Origin of the sequence: Massiliimalia timonensis (assembly GCF_900186585.1) — a bacterium.
Classification (GTDB): Bacteria; Bacillota; Clostridia; order Oscillospirales; family Ruminococcaceae; genus Massiliimalia; species Massiliimalia timonensis.
The window spans coordinates 921028-947857 of the sequence record NZ_FYDD01000003.1 but is presented as its reverse complement, the minus strand read 5'-3'; the positions used below and the strand labels follow the sequence as shown (position 1 = coordinate 947857).

The following is a 26830-nucleotide window of genomic DNA, read 5'->3' as shown; positions in this document are numbered from 1 at the left end:
TTCATTTTTACAGCATGATTTTCTGATTTTCCTTTTTGAATATCCCATTCTATAAGAGAAGGTAACGCCGAAAAGTTGGCTTGAAGCCTTGATTGCCAGCGTAGGGAAGAAACTAAATTTGGATGTCTCATGCTTGGATTCCAAATCTGTACCTATGTTTAGGATAATTAATTGCGCATAATGGAAATCAATGCTAAAATAAAGTTGAACTTTAAAAACCGATGGCTATGACCATTTTGCTTGTGGGGGATAACAATGTCAAAGCTAACAGACATCAAAAATCGAATTGATCAGATGGATGGCGGAGCTTTTCAAAATCTTTGCGATGCCTACTTGAGCTATAAAGGATATAAAAATATTTATTCATTGGGTATGCATACAGGAACAGATAAAACGGCAAAAGGGAATCCAGATACTTATTTTTTGACAGTGGAAAATAAGTATGTGTTTGTGATGTATACCACACAAAAAACGGATTTTTTAAAGAAAGCAATTGAAGATATTAACAAATGCTTTGATTCAAAAAAGACTGGTGTTTCTGCAGAAGATATTGTAGAGATCATATATTGCCATACATATGGCCGGTTAGGACCAGGCGATGATCGATACCTTAGACAGTACTGTGAGGAGCACGGTGTCGTACTGACCTTAATTGGCTTGGATCAATTGGGAAATGATATCTTCCATGAGTGTCCAGTTTTAGCTAAAGATTTCTTCGGAATTAGCATCGATTCAGGTCAAATTCTACCGCTGGATGTGTTTGTGGCAAGACATGATGCGAACAAAATATCGGCTCCGTTGGGGACAGAATTTCTTTTTCGAGAAAAGGAACTGGAAAAAGCAAAGTCTGCTCTACATGATAACGATGTCTTGCTGATTGCGGGGCCTGCCGGTGTTGGGAAAACCAGATTTGCATTGGAATTATGCCGGCAGTTGGCGGAAGAGATAGGCTACACTGTACTTGTCATAAAAAACAACAACTTGCAACTATATGAGGACCTTGTGTCTGCAATTGAAGAAGGAAAAGAGTATCTGGTACTTGTAGACGATGCAAATGAGCTTTCTGGACTGCACCATGTACTGGACTATCTTCCGAGAGCAGCAATCGGATCACGGCATATTTCAAAATTGATCCTGACCGTACGCGACTATGCTCGCAAACAAGTGATGCAGAGTGTTATGGATGTTATCAAACCGGAAATAATTAAGATTACCCCGTTTAATGATGACGACATCCGAAAACTTATGAAAACATGCTATGGAATCACAAATCGGATATATACAGACCGCATCGTTGCAATTGCGGAAGGAAATGCTCGCTTAGCTATGCTTGCCGGAAAACTTGTGGCAGATTCCGAAAGCATTACTGCAATTCGAGACGCTTCAGACCTCTATCATAACTATTATAGTAAACAGTTGGAGACTTTTGCTGAAAGTGAAACAAGTGTAAGTTCTGCTGGGATTATTGCATTTATTCAAGCAATCCATTTAGAACATCTCGAAAAACTTACGCCCATTTTTAAAGCGTTGAGAATAACCAACGATGATTTTACATCAGATTTGAAACTACTCCATAAAGCGGAAATTGTGGACTTGTGTAATGACAAGGCAGCAAAAATTTCAGATCAAAGTTTCAGTAACTTTTTGATCAAGTATGTATTTATCGAGGAAAAGGTTATTCCTCTCAGCACGATGATCGAGACTTGTTTTCAGATCAACAAAAGCAGAACTATTGAGGCATGCAATATCCTCTTAAATGTGTTCTCCGATCAGAATGTGAGAGAATATGTTGAAGCCCAAATTAACCTTGTGTGGGATAAGCTGGAAAGTAATGCAGATGCGTTTCCTCCGTTTTTTAAAGCGTTCCATATGGTGAGACCGACACAAACTCTTTTGTTGCTGCAGGAGTATATTGAACAAGAGTCATACCATCCATTTGATGTGAGAATATTGCCATTTAAAGATGACCGGCAGGGAAAGAGTGTTTCTGATGATATTCTCCAAATTCTTGGCAACTTTGGAGACCATCCTGAACTGCCAAGTGCGTTGGATCTGCTATTGCTGTATTATAAAAAACGCCCAGATTTGTTCGAACAATTTTACAGCATATATGCCCAACAGTTTGAAGTTAATTTGGACTCCCATCGCTTTGGATATTTTACGCAGAGGGCGGTAGTCAAAAACCTCTGCGAAGCGGTCAATGCGACTCCAGAGGATGTAAATCTATTAATCTTATTTGTTCGCGTTGCGGGCCATTTTTTGAATCTTGATGTTTCAAAAGCGGAGGGTGGCCGGCACAATACCGTGTCGATTTACACACTGACACTTTCTCCAGATCAGCCTGTTTTGGAATACCGAAAGATGCTTTTGTCGCAACTCTATCAGATTTATCAGCGCGGAAATGGGCAGGCTGAGATTGAGAAAATTCTATATAAGTACGGTATGCCTCATTATGGCGTTGCTACAGGTTTGGATGTGGTGAGGGCCGAGTTTGAAGAAGTATTAAAATTCTTTTCCCTATTCCATCCAGAAAACTTGTTCCACTGCGTAATCGCGGCACGCATTAAACAAGTTGCAAAGTACATTGATTATTGCGCACTGGATATACTGGCCCCGTTTCTTAACTCGGAAAAGTATAAGATATATTCTGCGCTTACGTCCCATCGTTCTGAAGACTATTCGGAGGGATATGAGAAAAGGGTACAGCGACATAAGGAAAGAGTTTGCAAACTGGTGGAGGGATATACACCTCAAGATATAGACTGTTTGATCCAAGTGTGTTTGGAGAGTTCCCAGACTTTCGATAAAGAAGAGAGAGAATTAGGTGCAGGACTTGGATATGTGTTTGAAGCACTTCAGGATCAGCAACAACTGTACCTATATTTGGCAGATGCCTACATGAGGGCAGACACTCCATATAAAATAAATGCGGAACAAATCTTAGATAAACTATTTGGGCTGATGTCAGCAGCAGAAGTCAAAAAATTTATCACAAAATATAAGTATGGACAGCAAAATGTGTGGTTGTGGTACTTTTATGCGTTGATACCGGAACAGCAGTTATCTGTGGCTTGGACGGCCGATTTGCTGAACTATTTGGAAACTCCTGATACAGGTTTAAAGGCATCGCCGTACCGGTGGTTGGACTCACTACGCAAATATAAAAGGATCGAATCTCAAATTATATACAAGGCGCTGCGTATCGTTTTAAAGCATTATGAAGAATCTCCTTTTATTTTTAGCCTATATGTTTTCGGAATTCTGAATCATAGCAATCAGCAGGAGGCAGATGAAACTTTAAGGGAGTTTTCAGATGAACTTCCCCTTCTGGAAAAAATCTATTTAAAAGGAATTTCTTATTCCAATCATGAAGATCCTGATGGATCGTTGTTGTCCGCAATTATTTCGGTTGACTCCTCATTCCTGTACAAATACCTTGACTGCTTGATTACCGCACAGGAAGATCACTTCAGTGCACATGACCATTATAATATTGCAAGACTCTTGAAAATATGGGATACAGAACAGTATATGGATTTGGCAGATGACGTGTTTGATTACTGCCATAGTAAACGAGAAAAATCGATGTATTGGTCACCAGTAAATATGATGCTACACAATGAAGCATCTCATCCAGATATCATTGTAAAGCAAGACCTTTGGATTAAACATGCGATTGAAAAATATGGTCATGATGGGGAGCAAATGTATCAACTATTTTCCGCAATAGAGGAATTATCTTGCGAAAGGCGGAAAAAGGCTGTAGAGAAGTTTTTATCGCTCAATGCCGATCCGGATATTTTTGAACGTTTGCCCTTGGAACCGTCCCACTGGGGTGGATGCGGCAGTATGATTCCTTATATGCAGGAACGAACTGACTATTTGCGTTCCCTTCTCTCCCTTGTATCTGGCATGAAGTATTTGAAACAAAAACAGCGCATTGAACGGGAGATAGCAGGCTGGAAAGAGAGAATCCGTTCCGAAGAGGTTCGTGAATTGTTAGAATCATAATTATTGGTAAAAACATTCCAATTCCCTATGTTTACAAAGTAAATTAAATCCAAAGTTGACCCGTTTTTCCAGAAAAAAGTCGGCACAGAGAGACACCGGCAGCGCCCAAGCTACCAGCATTTCTCTGTGCCTGCTTCTTAGTAAATAGCGAGTGATTTCAAATCCCTTCATTTCTCGTGTTACTATGTCCCTATAAAACACACGAGGAGGTAACCCCATGAAATTCACCAAAGAAGAGAAGATAGCCTTCGTTAAACGTTACCAGGACGGAGAAACCGTGATTTCAATTTGCAATGAGAACCAAATTCCCCGCAGCACCTTCTACCGCTGGATACAAGAATACCAACAAACTGTAACCGATACAGGCACAGTAGTTACTCCGCAGGAGTTCCTATACTTGAAAAGGAGGATCAGCAAATTAGAGGATATGATTCAGGTTTTAAAAACGGTCAATTGTACTGTTTCCTCGCCTTTGCAGGAAAAGCTCAAGGCTATGGAGTCGCTTTATGGGCAATTCAGCGTTCATACCCTGTGTGACGCACTGGAGGTCTCACGTGGCACTTTCTACAACCATATTTTCCGCAATAAGAAAGGCGACACACTTGCGGCTAAGCGGCGGGTAGAGTTAAAAACGCAGATTCAAAGCATTTATGACGATAGCGGACAAATCTATGGGGCGGGCAAGATCACCGCTGTCCTCCAAAATCAAGGGGTCAAAACCAGTAAAAAATATGTTTCTCAGCTTATGAAGGAGTTGGGAATCAGCAGTGTCAGCACTACGGCAAAGAAAGAATACAAAAAATGGGAAAAAGGACAGAATAGAAATTTCCTGCAGCAGCAGTTCCAAACCGAACGGCCGAATCAAGTCTGGGTCAGTGATATCACCGTTTTTAAATTCCATGATAAGTGTTATTGTCTCTGCGTCATCATAGACCTGTTTTCACGGAAGGTAATTTCCTATCGAATCTCGCACAAAAGCAGCATCCAACTAGTTACAAAGACTTTTAAACAGGCCTACGCAGATAGGCAACCAAAGGCAGAGCTCATGTTCCATAGTGATCGTGGAACGCAGTATATGTCCCATACGTTCGTTCACCTATTGGAGGATTTTGGGGTAGAACAGTCTTTTTCCCGGACAGCGTGCCCCCATGACAATGCAGTCTCCGAAGCGTTCTTCTCCATTTTCAAAAAAGAAGAACTATATCGCAGGCATTATACGTCGGAGACAGATATGATAAAGGGAATCGCCCGTTTTATTGCCTTCTATAATACCGAACGTCCTCATTCTACCCTGCAATATAAAACTCCGGAACAGGCAGAACAGGATTACTGGATAAAAGAAAAGGAATCCTCAAGCATATGAGAATTCCGGGTTCGGATTTGATCTTTTTTCATTTTTACATCGTGATTTTTCGAGTTTTACTTCTGGGTGTCCCGTTTTGGTAAAAGAGGACGATCCTGAAAAAACGGCTTAAATGCTGGATTTATGACATGAAAAAAGAGGCCAAATTTGGGTTGTCTCATTTTTGAGTTCCAAATTTCGACCTCTATTCACATGGTGCCGGTGGCCGGACTCGAACCGGCACGGTGTCGCCACCGGTGGATTTTGAGTCCACTACGTCTGCCAATTCCATCACACCGGCATTTCTGACGTCTGTTATATATTATAGCGAATTATTTCTCATTTTGCAAGTACTTTTTTGAAAATCACAAATTTGGATAATTTTTATTAAAAAAGGCGTATTATTTTATTTCAGATGAATAAAACGGTGTACGGAAATTATCCGCACACCGTTTTATCAGATACTAAATTCTTACTAGAGAGTTAATCTTTCAGACAATTAGCAGCCACAGCCGTTGTTGCAGCCACAGCCACAGCCGTTGTCGTTGTTAAATCCGCCGAAGCCACAGCCACCGCAGCATACCAACAGTAAGATGATGATAAGTACCCATGAACAATTGTTTCCACACATAGTGAAGAACCTCCTTAATTGAATTACACTGTATCCTATGTCAGTTTCTGTATTTGTGTTACAGCAGTTAAAAAAATTTTTTTGCCGGATCCAAAAACACCGGATAGCAGGACGTCTGTTTTCCAATCTCTGGCTTAGGTTATATCAGCAGTTTTTTCGTGAATCCTAGTAAATACAGAAAAAGTTCTGATTACAGGGAGGAGAAACGATTTGAAACGGCCTATTTTATTTTGGACATCAGCAGCAGTATTAGTGGGGATCGGTCTGGTCACCTTGGGAATCTCAAATTCCCCGGAAGGAAATTTTTGGGGCTCTATTCAGGAAAGTACTGTTGTGCTCAGCAGCGGGAGTTCCCGATCCTCTTTAGTATTAGAAGAAAAATCAAACACTGAAACAGCAGCGTCGGAGGCGCAGGCTTCCAGCAAAAGAACAGAAGCTAAAAACCAAGATAAAGAAAGCGCTGCGTCTTCTCGCGCTAACTCCGCTGCTAGCTCATATTCCTCCCGTCCGTCACAGCAAAAGGGGGAAACACCTTCTTCAAAACCAGCTTCGGAAAGCTCCCAGCCGGCAGAATCTATTTCCCGTCCTTCTACGTCTAAGCCTTCTGGCTCCTCTTCTTCCCGGCCGATATTTTCCCTTCCGAACAATATCACCCGGCCGGAAAGCTCCCAGCCGGAATCTTCTGATGCCGGCGGAAGCAGCAATCAGTCTTATGCGGAGCAGGTGGTCAAGCTGGTCAACCAAGAACGTGCTAAGGCGGGGCTACAGCCTCTGTCTATCAACCGTTCGGTAGAGGCGGACGCACTGGTACGGGCAAAGGAAACAGAGAAAAGCTTTTCACATACCCGGCCCGACGGACGGAATTTCAGCACTGCTTTGACAGAAAAAGGGGTAAGCTACCGAACCTCTGGGGAAAATATTGCATGGGGACAGCGCACCTCGGAACAGGTAATGAACGGTTGGATGAACAGCTCCGGGCATCGGGCGAATATTTTAAGCAGTAAATATACTTCGATCGGGGTGGGGTATTACCGGGCCTCCAGCGGAAAAACCTACTGGACGCAGATATTTATCGGGTGATTTGGAGATATAAAGAATAGAGAAAGCGAGCATGAATTTTCATGCTCGCTTTCTCTATTCTTCGTAAAATAAGGTTTCAATCTGCTTTTCCGCGCATTCCGGTGAGTATTTCCAGTAATCAATATGTGGGGAAGTGACATAATAATGGTAATCATGCCTTGGATAATCAGCGTCAAAATGATCTACAATGATCAGCTTGATTTTCATTTTTTCAGGAATCAGGCTTTTGATATAAACGCTGGCGTGCTGCCCGATTTTTACATTTTCTTTTAATTCGGCTAAGCCTGCGAGGTTTGGGGCGAGTTCCACAAAGATCCCGTAGTTTTCAATGGAACGGACGATGCCGGCAACGGTTTCACCGGGAGAGAACTGCTCGGCGTTTTCCTCCCAGGTACCCAAAAGCTCTTTGTGAGACAAGCAGATTTTTCCTTGCTCGTCAATAGATTTCACTACGGCTAAAATATCTTGCCCCACAGTAAAACGATCCCTTGGATGAGAAATTCGGGAAACGGAGATCGCATCGATCGGGATCAGGGAAATGATCCCGCAGCCAATGTCCACAAAGCAGCCGAACGGTTCCAGATGGGTCACTTTTCCGTGGATGATGTCCCCGGGGACAAGGGAATTTATGTATTCCTCCCGACAGTGTTCCTGCAATAACCGGCGGGAGAGGATCGCGTAAGGGGAGCCCTGCTGGTCCTGCTTTAAGTCTGTTACAAAAAAGCTGACCGGCTTGTTGACTTTAGAGATAATGGCGATGTCCCTGGTGCTTCCGTCGCGAATCCCGATCGCGCATTCTTCCCGGGGAATGATTCCTCGCATGGCCCCAAGGTCAACGATGAGATTATGCTCGCTGTCACAAACGATTGCGCGGGCTTCCAACGGGATTTTTTTGTTCATTGCTTCCTGAAGGGAAGAAAGGCTTTTCAGCGCCTCGGTGTTTTCTTGGTAATGGGATAAGATCCCTTCTGGGTAAAATGTTGCCATTTTCAAAACCTCCTACATTTTTGCGTTGCCTTGTCTTTAGGCGATTAGTTCCGTATTTTGCTTATAGGCAATTTATATGCAGGAGCGGCGGCTCTTAGACCGATCAGAAGATGTCAATTTCATATCCGCCCAAACAGCGCAGTTTACCGGCAATATCCTTGGCTACCTGGTCGTTGGCTTCAATAACGATCCGGCTTTCTGTGCTTCGTTCAATTTCCGGAACGTCCCGGCGGCTACGGTCTTCAAAGAGGTCTGCATCTGCTGGGAAGATGGGGGCTGGAACTGCAAAGGAAGTACTGTTATTGGCTGCGGCAAGCGCAAAGAAGGGCGGGGCAATGTCGTCCATGCGGTCGGCATCGGAATGATCATGCTCTGCTTCGGGAAAGTTTTTAAAACGGATTTTAATATTGGAAACATGGTGAAAATTATTGGTGATGCCACGGGCGGCTAGTTCTGCCATGTCTATGGTTTCAAATTTCGCGGTGATTGTTTTTTTGATCATAAATGAACAACTCCTTTCTATCTTATTTTTTCTGGACAGGCGAAAGTTAAACGTGGAAACTTCTTGATATTTGTCCGATTTTCCAGAAAATCCCCGAAAAAATTCATAAAATTTTTCATAGATTTCTAACAAAATATTTGCCTTTTACTGGTATTTAATGCTATAATAAAGTTTAAAAGCGTACTGCTGTCAGAACAAATTACGGAGGTGTTGGAAATGGATGTCCAGGTGGGCGATATTTTAAAAATGAAGAAAAAGCATCCATGTGGAGAATACTATTTTGATGTCCTTCGGGTCGGTATGGACTTTAAATTGAAATGCAAAACTTGCGGGCGGGAGGTTATGGTGCCGCGCGCAAAGATCGAAAAAAATATCAAAGAGATCATCCGTAAGGAAGATCAGGCCCCGACTTAGCCGGGAAATAGTAAAAATGATATAAAACAGATCTGCTGATCAAGATAAAAACGGAGATAGGAGAAACTATGTTTGACAAATTGGAATTAACAGAAAAACGATATGAAGAAATCAACCAAAAGCTGATGGACCCAGAGGTGGTCAGTGATCCAAACCAATACCGCGATCTGATGAAGGAACACAAATCCCTGACGCCGATCGTGGAAAAGTACCGCGAATACCGCGCCGCAAAAGACGGCATGGAAGAAGCGAAAGAAATGCTGGAAGAGGGCGGACTGGACAAGGAATTTAAAGAAGTGGTTCAGGAAGAATATGACGCCTGCAAGCAGAAGATCGCCGACTGCGGGGAAGAATTGAAGATCCTGCTTTTGCCCAAAGACCCGAACGACGACAAAAACGTTATCGTAGAGATCCGCGGCGGGGCCGGCGGGGAAGAAGCAGCCTTATTTGCCCATTCCCTGTACCGGATGTACTCTATGTACGCGGAACGCAAGGGCTGGAAATGCGAGGTGCTGAACCTGAATGAAACGGAATTGGGCGGCGTGAAAGAGATCAGCTTTTCCATTGAAGGGGAAGGGGCTTATTCCCGGCTGAAATTTGAAAGCGGGGTGCACCGCGTCCAGCGTGTTCCGGAAACAGAATCGGCAGGGCGCGTCCACACCTCTACCGTAACGGTAGCGGTTTTGCCGGAGGCTGAGGACGTTGATATTGAGATCAACCCAACTGACCTTCAGATCGACACCTTCCGTGCCAGTGGCGCGGGCGGGCAGCACATCAATAAAACGGAGAGTGCAATCCGTATCCTGCATATCCCGACCGGGGTCGTGGTAGAATGCCAGGATGAACGAAGCCAGTTTAAGAACAAAGACAAGGCGATGAAAGTACTGCGCTCCCGGTTATATGAAGCGGAACAACAAAAACAAATGGATAAAATTGCTTCCGAGCGGAAAGCTCAGGTTGGTACCGGCGACCGTTCCGAGCGGATCCGTACCTATAACTATCCGCAGGGAAGGCTGACCGACCACCGGATCGGCCTGACCTTATACCATTTGGAAGATAACCTGAACGGAAATCTGGATGAAGTGATCGACGCGTTGATCACAGCAGATCAGGCGCTAAAGCTGGCGGCGGAAGCCGAGTAAAAACGGCTTATGTGCGAAAAAGGTGATGAAAATGAAAGATACAAGAATTTTAAAAGCAACAAAAGAAAACTTTGAATTGGCGAAACAGGAGATTTTGCAGGGCGACGTGGTCGCGATCCCGACCGAAACAGTTTACGGACTGGCAGCAAACGCCTATGACGAAGCCGCTATTCAAAAGATCTTCAAGGCCAAGGGTCGGCCGCAGGATAACCCCTTGATCGTCCATATTGCCGATCTTCAGATGCTGCATGACGTAGTATCCGAAGTGCCGGAAACTGCCCTGAAACTGGCAAAAGCTTTTTGGGGCGGTCCTTTGACCATGATTCTGCCAAAGAATGACCGGATTCCGGACGCGGTGACTGCCGGGCTTGATACGGTCGGCGTCAGGATGCCGTCCCATCCGGCTGCCCGGGAATTTATCCGCACCTGCGGGGTGCCGCTTGCTGCGCCGAGCGCCAATGTTTCGGGCAAACCAAGCCCTACTACCGCAGAGCATGTTTACTACGATCTGCACGGAAAGATCAATACCATCATTGACGGCGGGACCTGCGAGGTTGGCGTGGAATCAACCGTGGTAAAGGTGGGGGATGACAGTGTGGAGATCCTCCGGCCGGGAAAAATTTCCATTAACGACTTTTTAAAGGTGGTTTCCACCGTTACCATTGATGACGGTGTGTTTACAAAATTGGATGACGACCGCCCGGTGGCTTCGCCGGGAATGAAATACCAGCACTATTCCCCGAACGCCAATGTGATCATGGTCGAGGGGAGCTTGAGTGATTTTTGCCGCTATGTTTCCAAGTCCGCAAATGAAAAAACTGCGGTGCTGGTGTTTGACGGGGAGGAATCCTTGTTTGACATCCCGTGCGTGACTTACGGTAGGCGCAACGACAGCGTGATGCAGGCGAACCGCTTGTTTGACGCCTTGCGCGAAATAGACCGCAGGGAAGACATTCAAACTGTGTTTGCCCGCGTGCCGAAGCAGGAGGGAGTCGGCCTTGCTGTGTATAACCGCCTGCTGCGCGCCTGCGGGTTTGAAATCGTCAGCATGGAAAAGGCTGTGATCGTAGGCCTGACCGGACAGACCGGGGCTGGGAAAACAACGGTTGGGGAGTTGTTCCGCAAGGACAGCGATTTCGGGATCGTAGACTGCGACATCGTATCCCGCACCGTGATCACCCAGCCGGATGTAAAAGCGCGCCTCGTCGAATATTTTGGGGAAGAAATGCTGTTAAAAGATGGTCAGATCGACCGGAAGGCACTGGGGAAACGAATCTTTGCGAATGAAGAGGACCGGATCTTTTTAAACAGTGTGATGTTCCCGCCTATCACCGTACAGATCAACAAGGAAGTGCAGCAGCTGCGCCAGAAAGGGTATCATCTGATCGTATTGGATGCCCCAACTTTGTTTGAAAGCGGCGCAAACATTATTTGCGATACGATTGTTTCTGTGTTGGCTCCGGCTGAAATTCGGCAGGAACGGATCATGTCACGTGATAATATGACAGCTCAGGATGCATTAAACCGGATGAACGCACAGAAAGATGATGAATTTTACCGCTCCCGTTCTGAATTCGTGATTGAAAATGCAGATTCTCCCGAGCAGCTGAACGCACAGGTAGAACGCATAATTGCTGTTTTAAAGGAGAAAATAAATGGTAATTAGGCTGAAAACACTCAGCAAAATTATCATTTGCCTGATTTTTCTAGGATGCATCGTGCTGTTGGTAAAAGGCGGCTTTGACTGGTATCAAAAGACCGCCTATCCAAGGGAGTACAGCCAGTATGTAGAAAAATATGCGCGGGAATACCAGGTCGATGAAGACCTGATTTATGCAGTAATCAAAACAGAAAGCGGATTTGACCCGAAAGCGGTTTCTGTAAACGATGCGAAGGGCCTGATGCAGATCACCAAAGATACCTTTGACTGGATCAGCGGAAAATTAGGATACAAGGATAAGCAGCATGACGATCTGTTCGATCCGGAAACGGGGATCGAGTACGGCACTTTCTTTTTGTCTTACCTGCTCAATGAGTTTCAGGAACCAGAGGTGGCGCTGGCCGCTTACCATGCGGGCAGAGGGATCACCAACAAGTGGCTGCAGGACCCAGAATATTCGCCGGATGGAAAGGTACTGGAAAAGATCCCGTACCAGGACACTGCGCATTATGTAAAAAAAGCCATGAAGCATTATGAGATATATCAAAAACAGTGAAGATAGGAATGAGGGATATTGATGGAAGAAAAATCATTGGGGAAACAATTACAGGAAGAACTGGCTATGAAGACCGAAAACCTTGGTATGACCATGACCGATGAGGAATTGGAAAAGGCGTTCCGTTTTTCCGAAGGATATAAGATCTTTTTAGATCAGGGAAAAACAGAGCGTGAAGTAGTTACCGAGATCGAGATCCTTGCAAAGCAAAAGGGCTTTACAGCCTTTGATTCTGCAAAAAAATATACTGCGGGCGATAAAGTGTACTATAACAACCGAGGCAAGGCGATGATCCTTGCGGTGATCGGGACACAGCCGCTGGAAAACGGCGTCCACATTGCGGCTTCTCATATCGACTCTCCGCGGCTGGACTTAAAACAGTGCCCGTTTTATGAAGATACGGAACTGGCGCTGTGGAAGACACATTACTATGGCGGTATCAAAAAATACCAGTGGGCGGCGATCCCGCTTTCCCTGCATGGGGTGGTGGTGCGCAAAGACGGAACTACCGTGGAAGTTCACATCGGGGAAGAACTGGATGACCCGGTATTCTGCGTGACCGATCTGCTGCCGCACTTGGCCGCCGACCAGATGAAGCGAACCCTTGCCGATGGGGTAAAAGGGGAAGAACTGAATATTCTGATCGGTTCCCTGCCGTTTCGGGAAGACGACCTCAGCGAGAGGGTAAAGCTGAATATCCTAAAAATCCTGTATGACAAGTATGGGGTGACAGAGCGCGACTTTGTTTCTGCGGAACTGGAAATGGTACCGGCATATCCTGCAAGGGATTTGGGGCTGGACCGCAGTATGATCGGGGCATACGGGCAGGATGACCGAGTTTGTGCTTATACCTCTTTGATGGCGGCGCTGGAGTGCGACAAACCGAAAACAACGCTGGTAACTGTGTTTGCGGATAAAGAAGAAACTGGTTCCGACGGAAACACAGGGCTGAAAGCGGCTTATCTGAAATATTTTATCGCAGATTTGGCGAAACCGTATGGGGTGGAGGGACGGACTGTGCTTTCCAACTCAACCTGTCTTTCCGCTGATGTGAATGCAGCGCTTGACCCGACTTTTTCCGACGTGCATGACCGCAGGAATGCCGCTTACCTAAACCGCGGCGTCGTGCTGACCAAGTATACCGGTGCGCGCGGGAAATCCGGTACTTCGGATGCCTCTGCGGAATTTGTAGCGCAGATCAACCGGATTTTTGACGCGGAGAACGTTGCATGGCAGACCGGCGAACTGGGAAAGGTCGACCACGGCGGCGGCGGAACGGTTGCGGCTTATATCGCAAATCTTGGCGTAGACGTCATCGACATGGGCGTGCCGGTACTTTCTATGCACGCGCCGTTTGAGGTGACCTCAAAACTGGACGTTTACATGACTTACCGCGGATTTGCGGCATTTGCAAACGCTTAATAAATGGGACCCGAAGCAGTTTTTCTGCTTCGGGTCCTTTCTTTGCTTTACAATTTCAAAGATTTCCTTTATAATAAGCAATGAAAATGATGCAGTTAAGGATGGGAATCACGTGTTACAATTTGAAGAATATAAATTGGCGATCAACGATTTAAAGCCGCAGTTGCAGGACTTGGGAGAAGCGCTGGGGCTGGAGCGTGCGAAAGAAGAAGTGAAACAGCTGGAAGAGCAGGCCGCGGCCGCCGGCTTTTGGGACGATGCGCAGAACTCGCAGAAGGTGCTGCGCCGTACCAGCGAGTTAAAGGCGATGATTGAAAAATATGAAAAGCTGTCCGCTTTGTATGACGATATTGCGACCTTGATCGAAATGGGAACAGAGGAAGAGGACGAGTCCCTGCTGCCGGAGATCAAGGATAACTTTGACCGCTTTGAACAGGAACTGGAAGCGCAGAAGCTGGCAACCCTGCTAAGCGGGGAATACGATGCGAACAACGCGATCCTTACCTTTCATGCCGGGGCAGGCGGGACCGAGGCGCAGGACTGGGTGGAGATGCTTTACCGGATGTACACCCGCTGGACAGAGCGCCACGGTTTTAAGTATAAGATTTTAGACTATCTGGACGGGGATGAAGCGGGGATCAAAAGCGCTTCTATTTTGATCGAGGGATTAAATGCATACGGGTTTTTAAAATCGGAAGCAGGGGTGCACCGTTTGGTGCGGGTATCTCCGTTTGACGCTTCCGGACGGAGGCACACCTCGTTCGCTTCTTTGGAAGTAATGCCGGAGATCGACGACACCATTGAGATAGAAATTTCGCCCGATGATCTGCGGGTGGATACGTACCGTTCCGGCGGCGCGGGAGGACAGCATATCAATAAAACCGATTCAGCGGTGCGGATCACCCATATCCCGACTGGAATTGTGGTAGCCTGCCAGAACGAGCGGAGCCAGCACCAAAACCGTGATGTGGCGATGAAGATGCTCAAATCCAAGCTGATTGAAATTAAGGAACGGGAACATCTGGAAAAGATCGAGGACATTAAGGGCGAACATAAAGAAATTGCATGGGGATCTCAGATACGTTCTTATGTATTCATGCCGTACACCTTGGTCAAAGACCACAGAACCGGCTTTGAAAACGGGAATGTCAACGCCGTGATGGACGGGGATCTGGACGGTTTTATCAACGCATATCTGAAAGCCAAAAGCTTAGGAGATCTATAAAAGAAAAAGGCGGCAGCTTTTTGCCGCCTTTTTAAACGGTTATTTAAGATTTCGTTAAGATTTTTCACGAAAAAATCTCGACACACGTTCTTTATAATAAAATCAAGGGAACAGTAAAGGGGAATTTCAAAAATGGATACACCATGTGTTTTGGTCGTGGATGACGACCGCGAGATCGTAAGGGCGATCGCTAAGCTGCTGGAGCTGGAGGGTTATCAAGTGCTGAAAGCATACAATGGGCTGGAGGCAATGGATCTCTTGATGACGCAAAGCGTGCAGCTGATCATTTTGGATGTGATGATGCCAAAAATGGATGGATTGTCCGCCACGATGAAGATCCGGGAAAGCAAGAATATCCCGATCATTATCCTGTCTGCCAAAACAGAGGATAGTGACAAGGTGATCGGCTTGTCAATGGGGGCTGACGATTATGTTACGAAACCGTTTAACTCCTCCGAGCTGATGGCGCGGGTAAAATCCCAGCTTCGCCGGTATATTCATCTGGGCGATATCGGCGGCGGTCAGAACAAGGCGCATATGGTATGCGTGGGCGGATTGTCGCTTAACAGTGACGCCAAGGAGCTGACTGTGGACGGGGAACCGGTCAGGCTGACGGCAACAGAATTTAAGATCCTGGAGCTTTTGATGAGCAATGCAGGGCGGGTGTTTTCTGCGGAAGAGATCTACCGCCGTGTGTGGAACGAGGACGCTTATTCTGTGGAAAACACTGTCATGGTGCATATCCGCCATATCCGTGAAAAAATTGAAATCAACCCAAAAGAACCCAAATATTTAAAGGTGGTGTGGGGAATTGGATACAAAGTGGAGAAGATTTAGCAGACACAGGGCAACAAAGATCGGTTGCTTTTTGCTGTTTATCATATCCATTGCGCTTTGTGTGGAATCGGTTTTATTGGTGGGCTTTTCATCGGGAATGAAATACGGCCTGGAACCGATTTTGTGCAAGGAATATGTGAACAGCGATGTGCAGATGACAAAAATCTTGGACGACATGGCTGGCGTCAGAAACAAGGTCTATTATCAGGAACGGGAAACAAACCAGCAGTATCAGGGATTTCTAAAGGAAAACGCCCTTGAGGATAGCGAGGAAAATTTCCGTTATTTTATTGAGGTCTATCTTCACGGAAATTATTTTTTAGAGGAAACAGAGGAAGTGGCGTTTAACTACTTAGCCACTTACCTGATCAATGGGAAAGAGAAAACGATCGGGAACATTACCGAAGAGGAATTTTCTACCCTTGCAAACAGTGGACTGACCTATTCTTATACTGGGGGAACACTTTCCAGCAACCGGAAAGGAGTTCCAACGCCGACTTTGGATACACCCGAGTTTGAAGGTGCGCCGGAATTTATCAGTATGAAGATCGTCTATCCACAGGATATGCTGACAGAAAACCAAAAGCTGTGGAACGCAGAACGGACGCGCCAGCTGGGTGCATCGTGGTGTTTGCTGACATGCGGAGTTATCATGCTTTTCTCCCTGATCTTTTTGCTTGCCGTTACCGGGAAAAAAGTGGGGGAAGAAAAAGCGCAGATCTGCTTCTTTGACCGGCTGTGGACCGAAGTTATCCTTTTGTTGGGGACCGGAGCGGTCATTTTGGATGGAACAATCATTTACGCACAGTACCAGGAATTTAGTTACATGCAGTATTATTATGGCGATATAAATGCTTCTAATTCCATGTTGCTGATGGCGATCCTTGCTGGGACCGGGATTGCGGCGGTGACCGCTGTGGTTCTGCTCTGCCTCCTGTCCCTGGCGCGGAAATTGAAAGTTCATATTTTCTGGAGATCGTCTGTGATCGGTAAATTCTGCCGCTGGGTTTGGAGAGGCTGCAAATATCTGAAACGGTCTTTTTCCGGGCTGTTCAACGGGGAACGGTGGAAAGATTATAAATTCCAGCGTAGCCTGTTTGTCCGTCAATTAGTGTTTGTCCTGGGGGAAATCCTGCTTTGGTTTATTACTGCCATGCTGATGGGAGAAGCTATGTATGGCTGGGGAGCCGGAGATGTTGCCTTTTTCTTCCTTTTCCTTTGTATGTTCCTAGCGTTGTTGCTGTTAGCGTGGTATGCCAACGGGTACGCCCGTGCCAACGAAGAGGTTGGGATGCTTTGCAGGCAAATCGATGACATGGCGGACGGACGGTTGGAGGGTCGCTTAATACTGGACGAAAAAGCCCTGCTAAAAGACACCGCGGAGCACTTAAACGATATTCAGGGCGGGATCCAAAAAAATATTGAAAGCCAGATCAAGAGCGAGCGCACCAAAATTGAACTAATCACCAATGTGTCCCACGATTTGAAGACGCCGTTGACCTCTATCATCAGCTATATCGACCTGCTGCAAAAGGAAGAGCTGAATGACGAGGCAAGGGATTATGTGAATATTTTGGCGCAAAAATCTGACCGCCTCAAAAATATGGTAGCAGATGTCTTTGACCTTGCCAAAACGACCAGCGGGGAAGCAAAGGTCGTGAAAGAACAACTGGAAGTCCGTAAGCTGCTGGAACAGACCATGGGGGACATGGAGGATAAGATCGAGCAGTCCAACCGTACCTTTAGGGTATTCCTCTTAGACGAACCCGTTTACATCGAGGGGGATGGGCAGAAGCTTTACCGGGTGTTCCAAAACCTGATCGACAATGCGTTAAAGTATTCCATGGAGGGCACTAGGATCTTCATTCAAATGACCCGGACGCCGGACGAGGTGACGGTGAGCGTGAAGAATACAGCGGCTTATGAAATGGAGTTTACTGAGGAAGAAATCCTGGAACGGTTTTCGCGCGGGGATAAATCCCGTACTACCGAGGGCAACGGGCTTGGGCTGTCTATTGCCAAAAGCTTTGCCGAGGTATGCGGCGGTGCCTTTGACATTAAGATCGACGGGGACCAGTTTAAGGCGATGGTTACTTTCCCGGTCGTGGAAAAACTACCGGACCCGCCGGAATCAGAAAACGAACCGCCGGAGGAATCTATATAAAAAAGAGCGGTGCCGCTTAGGCGGCACCGCTCTTTTTTATATAGCATTATGTTTTAGACTGCTGGGGCTTTTTCTTAGGGACAGTTACCGTGCCCAAGCTGTTTTGGATCATGCTCATAACGTGCGCTTTATCTAGGATTTTGATAAAAACAACAGATAAAATCGAACCGCCGATTGTGCTGATCAAAAACGGAACGACATAGGCAAAGACTGCCGCTTCCTGCCCCAGTAAAAAGGCGGCGACTGGATAGGCGGCCAAAGCGCCGAGGATCCCGGTGCCGATCACTTCGCCAAGGAACGCGCACCAAAGACGTTTTCCGTATTTAAAAGCAAGTCCGCACAACAATGCGCCGATCATGCTGCCGGGGAAAGCCAGCGCGCTTCCGGTCCCTGTCAGCAAACGGATCAAGGAAGTGACGAACGCCATGCCGCATCCGTATACCGGGCCTAAAAATACGCCGGCAATGACATTGATGGCATGCTGCGTAGGCAGGCACTTGGAAGCCCCGATCGGGATAGAAAATGAAGAGCAGACCACGCCCACTGCGATCAGCAATGCCGCAAAGGCGAGCTTTTTGATTCTTTGATTGGTCATTGTGAAAAGTCCTTTCTGCTTTGCTTAGAATTTTTTCTGGATTTCCGGAACTCTGGATAAAATAACAGCGACGATCACAGTAATGATAATTTCCGGGATCATGTAAGTAGCGTTGTAAATAGAAGAGTAAAGCGCATATAACGCCGGGCCGGAAAACGTATCCAACACCTTGGCGCCGAAGCCGGAAATCCCATCCTGGGTAAAGAACCATTCGGCATATTCCCCAAAGAAGATAAACCCGGAAATAAAGTGCATGATAAACCGCAGAAACAGCGCAAGGGCAGAGCCTAACGCCAATGCCGCCGTAGGGTTTTTGAACCGGTTGCGGAAGATCCCGCCAAGGCCCAGTACGGTAAAGGCCAGCAGGTAGTCGAACAAAATAACGCCGATCATCATCAGCGGAGTGTAGGCACGCAATGCGGAGACCCCCATTGCCATTTGCAGAATGCTGAAAACAAATCCGGAAAACAATCCCCATGGCACACCGTAACGATAGGAGATCAAAACGATGGGGAGCATGCTGCAAAGCGTGACCGATCCGCCATATGGGAGCGAGGGCAGGTGAATGAAGGACAGAATGACCGACATTGCGAAAAGCAGGCCGCATTCTACCAGTTTTTTTGTCTTGTTTTGGGTCATAAACATTACCTCTTTCAAATAAAAATTTTATTTGAAATCAGACCTTGGGGAAACGAAAACATATTTTGAAGCAATAAAAAAACGTATGAGAGAATCCCCTCATACGCACAATGCCCCGGTAAGGCCGGGTCAATCTAATTACTTCCTATTGTAATCTTCCTACGTTGGGATTATCCACTCAGGTACAAAGGGTTAAAAGCGTTTGCTTTTTCTCAGCCATGATCGGCACCCCTGATTTCGTTTTTTATTATAAAACGGGAGGGAAGCTTTGTCAAGCCTTTCATAGGTATCATTGCGAAAAAATGGGATTTGTGGTATGATAGCGTTAAACGGGTCGTTTAACGCCCGGAAAAACGGCTGCCAGAACGAGGTTCTTTCCCGCCTAGCGGCGCCGCCGTTTTTATCACGGAGGGCTTGCGGGCATCATAACTGGGAAACGGGTCGTTTAACGCCCGGAAAAACGGCTGTCAGAACGAGGTTCTTTCCCGCCTAACGGCGGCGCCGTTTTTATCACGGAGGGCTTGCGGGTATCATAACGGGGAAACGGGTCGTTTAACGCCCGGAAAAACGGCTGTCAGAACGAGGTTCTGTCCTGCCTAGCGGCGCCGCCGTTTGGGGATTAGCATATCAATTAACTTTTATTAACTGGGGGTTTTGTCATGACGAAAAAAGAACGGGCACTGCTGGCGATTGAGAAATTAAAGGAGATTTATCCGGAGGCTGTCTGTTCTCTGACCTACCGGCATCCGTATGAACTGCTGATCGCAACGCGCCTTTCCGCGCAGTGTACAGACGCTAGGGTAAATATTGTTACCGAGGTACTATTTGAAAAATACCCTACGCTGGAATCTTTGGCAAATGCTGAATTTGAACAGATCGAAGAGATCGTCCGTCCCTGTGGATTGGGAAAAACAAAGGCGAAGGATATTATTAAAATGACCAACCAGCTGATCGATGATTATCATGGTGTGGTGCCGGATTCGATTGAAGAGTTGACGAAATTATCCGGTGTGGGGCGCAAAACAGCAAATTTGATCGTAGGGGATGTATACGGAAAGCCTTCGATCGTGACGGATACCCACTGCATCCGTATCTGTGGCCGGCTGGGGCTGACAGACGGCTCCACAGTGCCCCTTTCTGTAGAAAAACAGCTGCAAAAAATTCTGCCGCCTAAAGAAAGCGGGGACTTTTGCCACCGCTTGGTCCATTTTGGCAGGGAATACTGCACGGCGCGTTCTCCAAAATGCGATGGCTGCCCGCTTTTTGAGATCTGCAAAAATAAAACGAAAAAAATCCCGAAAAAGGGTTGACAAGCCTTCTTAAAATCGGTATAATAATATGCGTGGTTCCGGTAAGGGACACGCAAATCGAGGTGTGGCTCAGTTTGGTAGAGCGCTGCGTTCGGGACGCAGAGGCCGTGGGTTCAAGTCCCGTCACCTCGACCAATAAAGCCTGTATATCCTACAAGGATAAAAGGATGTACAGGTTTTCTGTTTGGAGGCATAGCTCAGCTGGTTAGAGCGTTCGCTTCACATGCGAGAGGTCGTGGGTTCGAGTCCCTCTGCCTCTACCAAACGGATTTAAGAAGGCGTAGCTCAGCTGGTTAGAGTACCTGCTTGACATGCAGGGGGTCGGTGGTTCAAGTCCACTCGTCTTCACCAAAATACAAAGAATCGCCTTAAAATAGGCGGTTCTTTTCTTTTATCCCCGAAAAATGTTTAAGGCAGGTGAGTAAAGATGGAACAAACTGCTTCAGCCCGGGGAATCAGCCGGGACGCTGTAAAATACCTTGCAATGGGTGCGATGCTGCTAAACCATATCGCCAATATTTTTCTGATTCCAGGTGCCCTGCTTTATGAAGTATTTACAGATCTGGGCTATGTTACGGCTGTTACCATGTGTTTCTTTTTGGTGGAAGGGTATGGCTACACCCGATCCAAAAGAAATTATGCGCTCCGCCTGTTATTATTTGCATTTCTTTCAGAAATCCCCTACTGCCTAGCCCTGACAAAAGGGGCGGTGATCTCGTTTTATGGACTAAATATGATGTTTACCCTGTTTCTGTGTTTTTTAATGCTGTTGGCATTGGAGCAAATCAAAAACAGTGTCGTTAAGGTATTTGCAGTAATCCTGATCACTTTTTTGAGCACTTTCTGCGACTGGCCGCTACTGGCCCCTATGTTCACCCTGTTATTTTGGTGGGCGGGACAGTCTAAAAGAAAACAGAAGCTTGCCTTTTTGACAGCGGCCGTATTGTTTGGCCTTTTCAGCTTCAGCGGGCGGGTGGCACTGTTTTCTTTGCCGCTTAGCTTGTTGTATGCGTTGGGCAGTATGGCAGGGATCATTTTAGCCGGTGTGTGCATTGTCTACCTGTATAACGGAAAACGGGGAAAATGGGGCAGAAACTTTTCCAAATGGTTTTTTTATGGGTTTTATCCCGTGCACCTGCTTATTTTAGGATTGATCAGAATTTCTGCACTTTAAATGAAACTGATGCATGAAATCCGGCTGGAAAAAGGGGCCGTATGGGGTCTTTTTGGATTCATTACCGGAAAACTGAACGAAAAAACAAAAGGTTACCAGATAATGAAAATGCTGGATTTCATTTAAAATGTCCATACAAACGGTAGCGGCTTGTGTGGATTTTCCTTGAGCCCTATCGGAAAATATGCTATAGTAAGGCTGACAAAATTGTTAGGGGGATATAACGATGAAGAAGTTGGCTGCTTTTTTGGTTTCAGCTTTGATTGCCTGCCTTTGCTTTGCCGGGTGCGGGGAACCGAAGGTAACGGTGCAGTCTGTGATCGATCAATTAAAAGAGGCGGGATTGCCGATTGAATACAGTATTCTTTACACCGCTAAAAATGATCCGAATGGGGGAGATAAAAACGCTTACCTTCAAAAAGGAAATTTTGCAGATTCTACGATTGAATCAGAGTATTCCAAAGAACAGCCTTTAAGCGGGAGTATAGAGATATTTTCCTCAAAAGAAAAGGCGATAGAACGTGCGGAATATTTAGCAGAGTTCACCTTTCTTGATGATTTTGGCTATCGGGTCGTCGGTGATTGTGTTTTGTTAAGGCTGAACAGCCAATTTGACCATTCGGCCGTAGAAAAATATGCGCAGGCAATCGGCGGGGAAATTTACGGAGAACCGGAAAACGTTGTTGATCAATCGGGAGAAAACAAAAGTTCTCAAAATAGAGAAGGACAGCCTTGGGCAGAATCTGTTAAGGAAAATTTTCCGGACGCTGAAGTGGATCAGACAGACGATCAGAATATCATGATTCATGTTTCCCTGGGCGATGAAGATCCAGACCAATTTATGCTTAAATGTTCTTCGGTTTTCGCCACGTTAGAAAATTGTGAAAGCGGAACGCTGATCTCGATTTATATCGAAGAAAGCCCCGGGGATTTTATTGCCGGATTCCCGAATGAGGCTGGCCTGTTTGGGTTTGAATCCTCCGCATTTTTGTCCGAGGATAGCTCTTTACAAGCAAGCTATGATAAATTATTTGCGGCGAACGACCGCGACTTTTTAAAAGGAGAGCAGGAACTAAAAGATGAAATTGAAAAAACCGAGGATGAAATAGAAGATATTCTTGGCGAGGACATTTTTGAATAAAAGTTTTTATAAAATCTTTAACCACTATTGAAGAAATTCGATAGTGGTTTTTTGCCGTATAAAAAATTACGGAAATGAGCGGTGGAAGGAAAACAGGAACGCAGACTTAGGTTAATTCCAGCCGATGGTTGCTGCCCCAAAGGCAGAAAATTACTTTACACGGCTTTACAAATATCCTGAAAACAAAGCGAAAACAAGAAAAGAAATGTAAAATTCCGTTTAAATAAAGCCGTTAAATCCCATAGTAAAAGGTTTTTTGGTACTTTACATTCATTTAACATGGATTTATCACAAACATGCTTTCTGTCTTTTGCGGAAATCCTTATAATAATACTCGTAGCAAACAAGAAAAAGAAAAGAAAACATGAATCTTTGAAAGGTATGGGATTTACGATGAAATTAAGAAGAATAGGAATTTTTGCTTTAACAGCTGTATTATCATTAGGGCTGCTTGCCGGCTGCGGAGAAAAGAATGAGGACAATAATTCTGCTCCGGCTTCCGGTTCCAGCAACACGGCTTCCGGCGATAATGCCACCGATTTACAGGGTGCGAAGATCACAATGTCTGGTTCTACCTCTATGGAAAAATTCTGCTCCGCTTTGACAGAAGCATTCAACGCTGAATACAACGCTGCGGCGACTGCGGAATACACTGGTTCCGGCGCAGGGATCGAAGCGGTAACAGCTGGTACGGTTGACATTGGGAACTCTTCCAGAGCGTTAAGCGAAGAGGAAAAAGCAAACGGGGTTGCGGAAAACATCGTTGCAATCGACGGAATCGCAGTTGTAGTTGATAAAAACAACACCGTTGCGGACCTGACCAAAGAACAGCTGATCCAGATCTACAAGGGGGAAGTTACCAACTGGAAAGATTTAGGCGGTAGCGATCAGGCGATCGTTGTAATTGGACGGGAATCCGGTTCCGGTACCCGCGGCGCTTTTGAAGAGATCCTGGAACTGAAAGACGCCTGCAAATACGCGCAGGAAGTTGATTCTACCGGCGGTGTTATGGCAAAAGTAGCTTCTACCCCGGGTGCGATCGGATACGTTTCCCTAGACGTTATTGATGATACTGTCAATGCAGTTACTGTAAACGGTGTGGAAGCAAATGAAGCGAACATCAAATCCGGCGACTATATCCTCAGCCGTCCGTTCGTCATGGCTACGAAAGGCGAAATTTCGGAACAGAGCGAAGCCGTTCAGGCGCTGTTTGACTACATCAACTCCGATAAGGGCCAGGAGATCATTGCAAAGGTTGGCTTGATCTCTGCGAAATAAGAGAGCAAAACACTTTGACAAAAACATTCTGATACAATATCCTCAAGATTTGCTACTCTTGAGGATATTGTTATGAAACGGGAAAAGATACTGTTGGCGGTATAGGCCAAGAGGAGGAAGATCACTGCTATGAGCTTACACAGAAATGCGGATCAGCCGGTTTCCATCATTGGAAGCCATAAGACAAAATCTGCGATTGAGATCACAGCGAATATTATTTTTATTGTTTGTGCATTCGTGGCAATCGTTGCTGTACTGGCCATTACGATCTATATGATCTATTCCGGGGCGCCGGCACTTTTTAAGGTTGGGATTTTGGATATTTTGTTTGGAACGACCTGGGCCCCGACTGCCGAGGATCCGAGCTTTGGAATCTTATATATTATTTTGACCTCCATTATCGGTACGACGCTGGCTATTTTGATAGGGGTGCCGATCGCGTTAATGACCGCCATTTTCCTGTCGGAGGTGGCAAATTCCAAATTGGCGAACATAGTGCGTCCAGCTGTAGAGCTGCTGGCCGGAATCCCCTCTGTTATTTATGGACTGCTTGGCGTTTTGATGATCAATCCGGCCATCTACAAGCTGGAGCAGGCGATCTTTAAAGATGCCCCCAACCATCAGTTTACCGGCGGGGCGAACCTGCTTTCCGCAGTGCTGGTCTTAGCGATCATGATCCTGCCGACTGTTATCAATATCAGTGAAACCTCCCTGCGAGCAGTGCCGCAGCAGTACCGCAGTTCCTCTTTAGCGTTAGGGGCCAGCAAGATCCAGACGATCTTTAAAGTGACCGTTCCGGCGGCGAGATCTGGGATCATCACCGGGATCGTTTTGGGGATCGGCCGTGCGCTGGGGGAGGCGATGGCGATCGTATTCGTATGCGGAAACTCGGTAAACCTGCCGTATCCGTTCAACTCGGTCCGGACGCTGACAACGGCGATCGTTTCTGAAATGGGATATGCGGGCGGATTGCATCGGGAGGTATTATTCACGATCGGACTGGTGCTGTTTGCCTTTATTATGATCATCAACATCGTTTTGAGCACGATTTTAAAAAAGGGGGGCGCAAAGCATGACAAATAGTATTTATGTTAAGAAAAAGCGCCCGGGCGATATGGTGCTTTTGGTGCTGATCTATGCCTGCGCGTTTTTGGCGGTGCTGCTTTTGGTGGGCATTATCGGCTATGTCATTTACCGCGGGCTTCCAGTCATCAACTGGAATTTTATCTCCACGGCGCAGAGCGCTTTGGAAGGCACGTTTGGGATTTTGCCTAATATCATCAATACCCTTTATATCATTGTCATTACTCTGCTGATCGCCACCCCGATCGGGATCGGCTCGGCGATTTATCTGAATGAATATTCCAAGGGCGGTAGGCTGGTAAGGATGATCGAATTTACCACAGAAACCCTGTCAGGGATCCCGTCTATTATCTTCGGCTTGTTTGGAATGGTTTTCTTCGGGAATTTCTTAAAGCTTGGATATTCTATTCTCTGCGGCGCGCTGACCCTCACTATTATGATTCTGCCTATTATCACCCGCACCACGCAGGAAGCTTTAAAAACTGTGCCGGAAAGTTACCGCAGCGGTGCTTTAGGGATCGGGGCTACCAAATGGTATATGATCCGCACGATCATTCTGCCCAGCGCCATGCCCGGGATCGTGACCGGGGTGATCCTTTCGATCGGCAGAATCGTCGGGGAATCCGCAGCTCTTTTATTTACTGCCGGAAGCGCTTATTTGATGCCAACCAACTGGCTGACCCACCCGATGTCTTCGGGCGGGACGCTGACCATTCAGATGTATTTAAGCATGACCAAGGCGCAGTATGACAACGCGTTTGGAATTGCTTTTGTGTTGATCGTGATCGTGTTGGCGATCAATCTTTTGACCAAAGTTTTAAGCCGCAGGCTTGATGTAAATAAGAGGGACTAATTGAGATGGAGGAAAAAACTGTGAATCAGCAGACAAAAATTCATGTAGAGCATTTGAACCTGCATTATGGGACGAACCATGCGCTCAAAGATGTCAATATGGACATCTCAGAACATAAGATCACGGCGTTTATCGGGCCATCCGGCTGCGGAAAATCCACCTTTTTAAAGACCCTGAATCGGATGAACGACTTGATCCCCAACGTAAAGATCGACGGGACGGTACTGCTGGATGGGGAAGACATTTATTCTCCAAAAGTGGATACCACCCTGCTGAGGAAGAAAATCGGAATGGTATTTCAGCAGCCGAACCCGTTCCCGATGAGCGTATATGACAATATCGCCTACGGTCCTAGAATCCATGGGATCCGTTCCAAGGTAAAGCTGGATGAGATCGTGGAAAAGAGCCTGCGGGACGCCGCGATTTTTGACGAGGTAAAGGACCGTTTAAAAAAATCCGCACTTGGTCTGTCCGGTGGACAGCAGCAGCGCCTTTGCATTGCCAGAGCGCTTGCCGTAGAACCGGAAGTGCTTTTGATGGATGAACCGACCTCTGCCCTGGACCCGATCTCTACTTTGAAGATCGAGGAATTGATGGAAGAATTAAAACACAAATATACGGTTGCGATCGTTACCCACAACATGCAGCAGGCCACCCGTATTGCGGATTATACCGCGTTTTTCCTGGTAGGGGAGATGATCGAGTTCGGCACCACGGAACAGATCTTCTCCATGCCCAAGGACCAACGTACAGAAGATTACATTACCGGACGCTTCGGATAATC

General features: G+C 46.3%; 24 protein-coding genes, 4 tRNA genes and 1 riboswitch. Of the genes, 22 read left to right on the top strand and 6 right to left on the bottom strand.

The window, feature by feature from the left end:
* Positions 1-255 precede the first annotated feature (255 nt).
* Positions 256-4011, top strand: coding sequence for an nSTAND3 domain-containing NTPase (locus CIB36_RS06640; protein WP_093988732.1), 3756 nt, complete (start codon positions 256-258; stop codon positions 4009-4011).
* Between the two features lie 217 nt (positions 4012-4228).
* A complete protein-coding gene (locus tag CIB36_RS06635) occupies positions 4229-5374 on the top strand; it encodes an IS3 family transposase (RefSeq protein WP_093988731.1) in 1146 nt (381 codons plus the stop codon).
* Positions 5375-5567: 193 nt separating this feature from the next.
* Here the strand turns inward: CIB36_RS06635 and CIB36_RS06630 are convergent.
* Positions 5568-5654, bottom strand: a tRNA-Leu gene (locus CIB36_RS06630).
* A gap of 198 nt (positions 5655-5852) precedes the next feature.
* Positions 5853-5984, bottom strand: coding sequence for a hypothetical protein (locus CIB36_RS13605; protein WP_267872656.1), 132 nt, complete (start codon positions 5982-5984; stop codon positions 5853-5855).
* 210 nt (positions 5985-6194) lie between these two features.
* On the opposite strand from CIB36_RS13605, the gene CIB36_RS06625 reads away from it, so the two are divergent.
* Positions 6195-7064, top strand: coding sequence for a CAP domain-containing protein (locus CIB36_RS06625; protein ID WP_229408207.1), 870 nt, complete (start codon positions 6195-6197; stop codon positions 7062-7064).
* 54 nt (positions 7065-7118) lie between these two features.
* Here CIB36_RS06625 and CIB36_RS06620 read toward each other — a convergent pair whose 3' ends face one another.
* Positions 7119-8051 carry a S1 RNA-binding domain-containing protein gene (locus tag CIB36_RS06620; protein ID WP_093988730.1) on the bottom strand — a complete coding sequence of 311 codons (933 nt, stop codon included), beginning with the start codon at positions 8049-8051 and terminating at the stop codon, positions 7119-7121.
* 103 nt (positions 8052-8154) lie between these two features.
* The gene (locus CIB36_RS06615; RefSeq protein ID WP_154825706.1) at positions 8155-8553 is read right to left on the bottom strand and encodes a hypothetical protein; all 399 of its coding nucleotides are present in this window, start codon (positions 8551-8553) and stop codon (positions 8155-8157) included.
* A gap of 216 nt (positions 8554-8769) precedes the next feature.
* Between CIB36_RS06615 and CIB36_RS06610 the strand changes: the two genes are divergently transcribed.
* The 8 genes from CIB36_RS06610 (at position 8770) to CIB36_RS06575 (ending at position 17973) form a co-directional block, all read left to right on the top strand.
* On the top strand, positions 8770-8967 hold the full coding sequence (locus CIB36_RS06610; protein WP_093988728.1) for a DUF951 domain-containing protein: 198 nt from the start codon (positions 8770-8772) through the stop codon (positions 8965-8967).
* A 68-nt stretch (positions 8968-9035) separates the two neighbouring features.
* Positions 9036-10109: a peptide chain release factor 1 gene (gene prfA / locus CIB36_RS06605; protein WP_093988727.1), complete on the top strand. Its 1074-nt coding sequence runs from the start codon at positions 9036-9038 to the stop codon at positions 10107-10109.
* 31 nt (positions 10110-10140) lie between these two features.
* Complete coding sequence (locus CIB36_RS06600) at positions 10141-11775, top strand: L-threonylcarbamoyladenylate synthase (RefSeq protein WP_093988726.1); 1635 nt, start codon at positions 10141-10143, stop codon at positions 11773-11775.
* Positions 11765-12325: a lytic transglycosylase domain-containing protein gene (locus CIB36_RS06595; RefSeq protein ID WP_093988725.1), complete on the top strand. Its 561-nt coding sequence runs from the start codon at positions 11765-11767 to the stop codon at positions 12323-12325. The genes CIB36_RS06600 and CIB36_RS06595 overlap by 11 nt, the downstream gene beginning before the upstream one ends.
* Before the next feature lie 21 nt (positions 12326-12346).
* Positions 12347-13747, top strand: coding sequence for an aminopeptidase (locus tag CIB36_RS06590; RefSeq protein WP_093988724.1), 1401 nt, complete (start codon positions 12347-12349; stop codon positions 13745-13747).
* A 112-nt stretch (positions 13748-13859) separates the two neighbouring features.
* A complete protein-coding gene (prfB, locus tag CIB36_RS06585; protein ID WP_093988723.1) occupies positions 13860-14972 on the top strand; it encodes a peptide chain release factor 2 in 1113 nt (370 codons plus the stop codon).
* A 132-nt stretch (positions 14973-15104) separates the two neighbouring features.
* Positions 15105-15809 (top strand): response regulator transcription factor, encoded by a 705-nt coding sequence (locus CIB36_RS06580; RefSeq protein ID WP_093988722.1) that lies wholly within the window; start codon positions 15105-15107, stop codon positions 15807-15809.
* Complete coding sequence (locus CIB36_RS06575) at positions 15784-17973, top strand: sensor histidine kinase (protein WP_093988721.1); 2190 nt, start codon at positions 15784-15786, stop codon at positions 17971-17973. Before CIB36_RS06580 ends, CIB36_RS06575 begins: the two co-directional genes overlap by 26 nt.
* 46 nt (positions 17974-18019) lie before the next feature.
* On the opposite strand, the gene thiW is transcribed toward CIB36_RS06575, so the two are convergent.
* Complete coding sequence (gene thiW / locus CIB36_RS06570; protein WP_093988720.1) at positions 18020-18568, bottom strand: energy coupling factor transporter S component ThiW; 549 nt, start codon at positions 18566-18568, stop codon at positions 18020-18022.
* A 24-nt stretch (positions 18569-18592) separates the two neighbouring features.
* Complete coding sequence (locus CIB36_RS06565) at positions 18593-19207, bottom strand: energy-coupled thiamine transporter ThiT (RefSeq protein ID WP_158662606.1); 615 nt, start codon at positions 19205-19207, stop codon at positions 18593-18595.
* A gap of 139 nt (positions 19208-19346) precedes the next feature.
* Positions 19347-19450, bottom strand: a riboswitch (TPP riboswitch).
* 73 nt (positions 19451-19523) lie between these two features.
* Here CIB36_RS06565 and CIB36_RS13255 point away from each other — a divergent pair.
* The 11 genes from CIB36_RS13255 to pstB all read left to right on the top strand — a co-directional run bounded on the left by CIB36_RS13255 (position 19524) and on the right by pstB (position 26828).
* The gene (locus CIB36_RS13255) at positions 19524-19700 is read left to right on the top strand and encodes a hypothetical protein (protein ID WP_158662605.1); all 177 of its coding nucleotides are present in this window, start codon (positions 19524-19526) and stop codon (positions 19698-19700) included.
* A 166-nt stretch (positions 19701-19866) separates the two neighbouring features.
* Positions 19867-20517: an endonuclease III gene (gene nth, locus CIB36_RS06560; RefSeq protein ID WP_093988718.1), complete on the top strand. Its 651-nt coding sequence runs from the start codon at positions 19867-19869 to the stop codon at positions 20515-20517.
* A 58-nt stretch (positions 20518-20575) separates the two neighbouring features.
* Positions 20576-20652 (top strand) — tRNA-Pro (locus CIB36_RS06555).
* Positions 20653-20703: 51 nt separating this feature from the next.
* A tRNA-Val gene (locus CIB36_RS06550) sits at positions 20704-20780 on the top strand.
* A gap of 11 nt (positions 20781-20791) precedes the next feature.
* Positions 20792-20868: transfer RNA gene (locus CIB36_RS06545), tRNA-Val, on the top strand.
* A gap of 76 nt (positions 20869-20944) precedes the next feature.
* Positions 20945-21691 (top strand): TraX family protein, encoded by a 747-nt coding sequence (locus CIB36_RS06540; RefSeq protein WP_093988717.1) that lies wholly within the window; start codon positions 20945-20947, stop codon positions 21689-21691.
* 226 nt (positions 21692-21917) lie between these two features.
* Positions 21918-22832 (top strand): hypothetical protein, encoded by a 915-nt coding sequence (locus tag CIB36_RS06535; RefSeq protein ID WP_093988716.1) that lies wholly within the window; start codon positions 21918-21920, stop codon positions 22830-22832.
* A 393-nt stretch (positions 22833-23225) separates the two neighbouring features.
* A complete protein-coding gene (locus CIB36_RS06530) occupies positions 23226-24110 on the top strand; it encodes a phosphate ABC transporter substrate-binding protein (RefSeq protein WP_093988715.1) in 885 nt (294 codons plus the stop codon).
* Between the two features lie 129 nt (positions 24111-24239).
* Positions 24240-25193 carry a phosphate ABC transporter permease subunit PstC gene (pstC, locus tag CIB36_RS06525; RefSeq protein WP_093988714.1) on the top strand — a complete coding sequence of 318 codons (954 nt, stop codon included), beginning with the start codon at positions 24240-24242 and terminating at the stop codon, positions 25191-25193.
* Positions 25183-26046 carry a phosphate ABC transporter permease PstA gene (gene pstA, locus CIB36_RS06520; RefSeq protein ID WP_093988713.1) on the top strand — a complete coding sequence of 288 codons (864 nt, stop codon included), beginning with the start codon at positions 25183-25185 and terminating at the stop codon, positions 26044-26046. The genes pstC and pstA overlap by 11 nt, the downstream gene beginning before the upstream one ends.
* 5 nt (positions 26047-26051) lie before the next feature.
* A complete protein-coding gene (gene pstB, locus CIB36_RS06515; RefSeq protein WP_178085657.1) occupies positions 26052-26828 on the top strand; it encodes a phosphate ABC transporter ATP-binding protein PstB in 777 nt (258 codons plus the stop codon).
* The last annotated feature ends 2 nt before the right edge of the window (positions 26829-26830 follow it).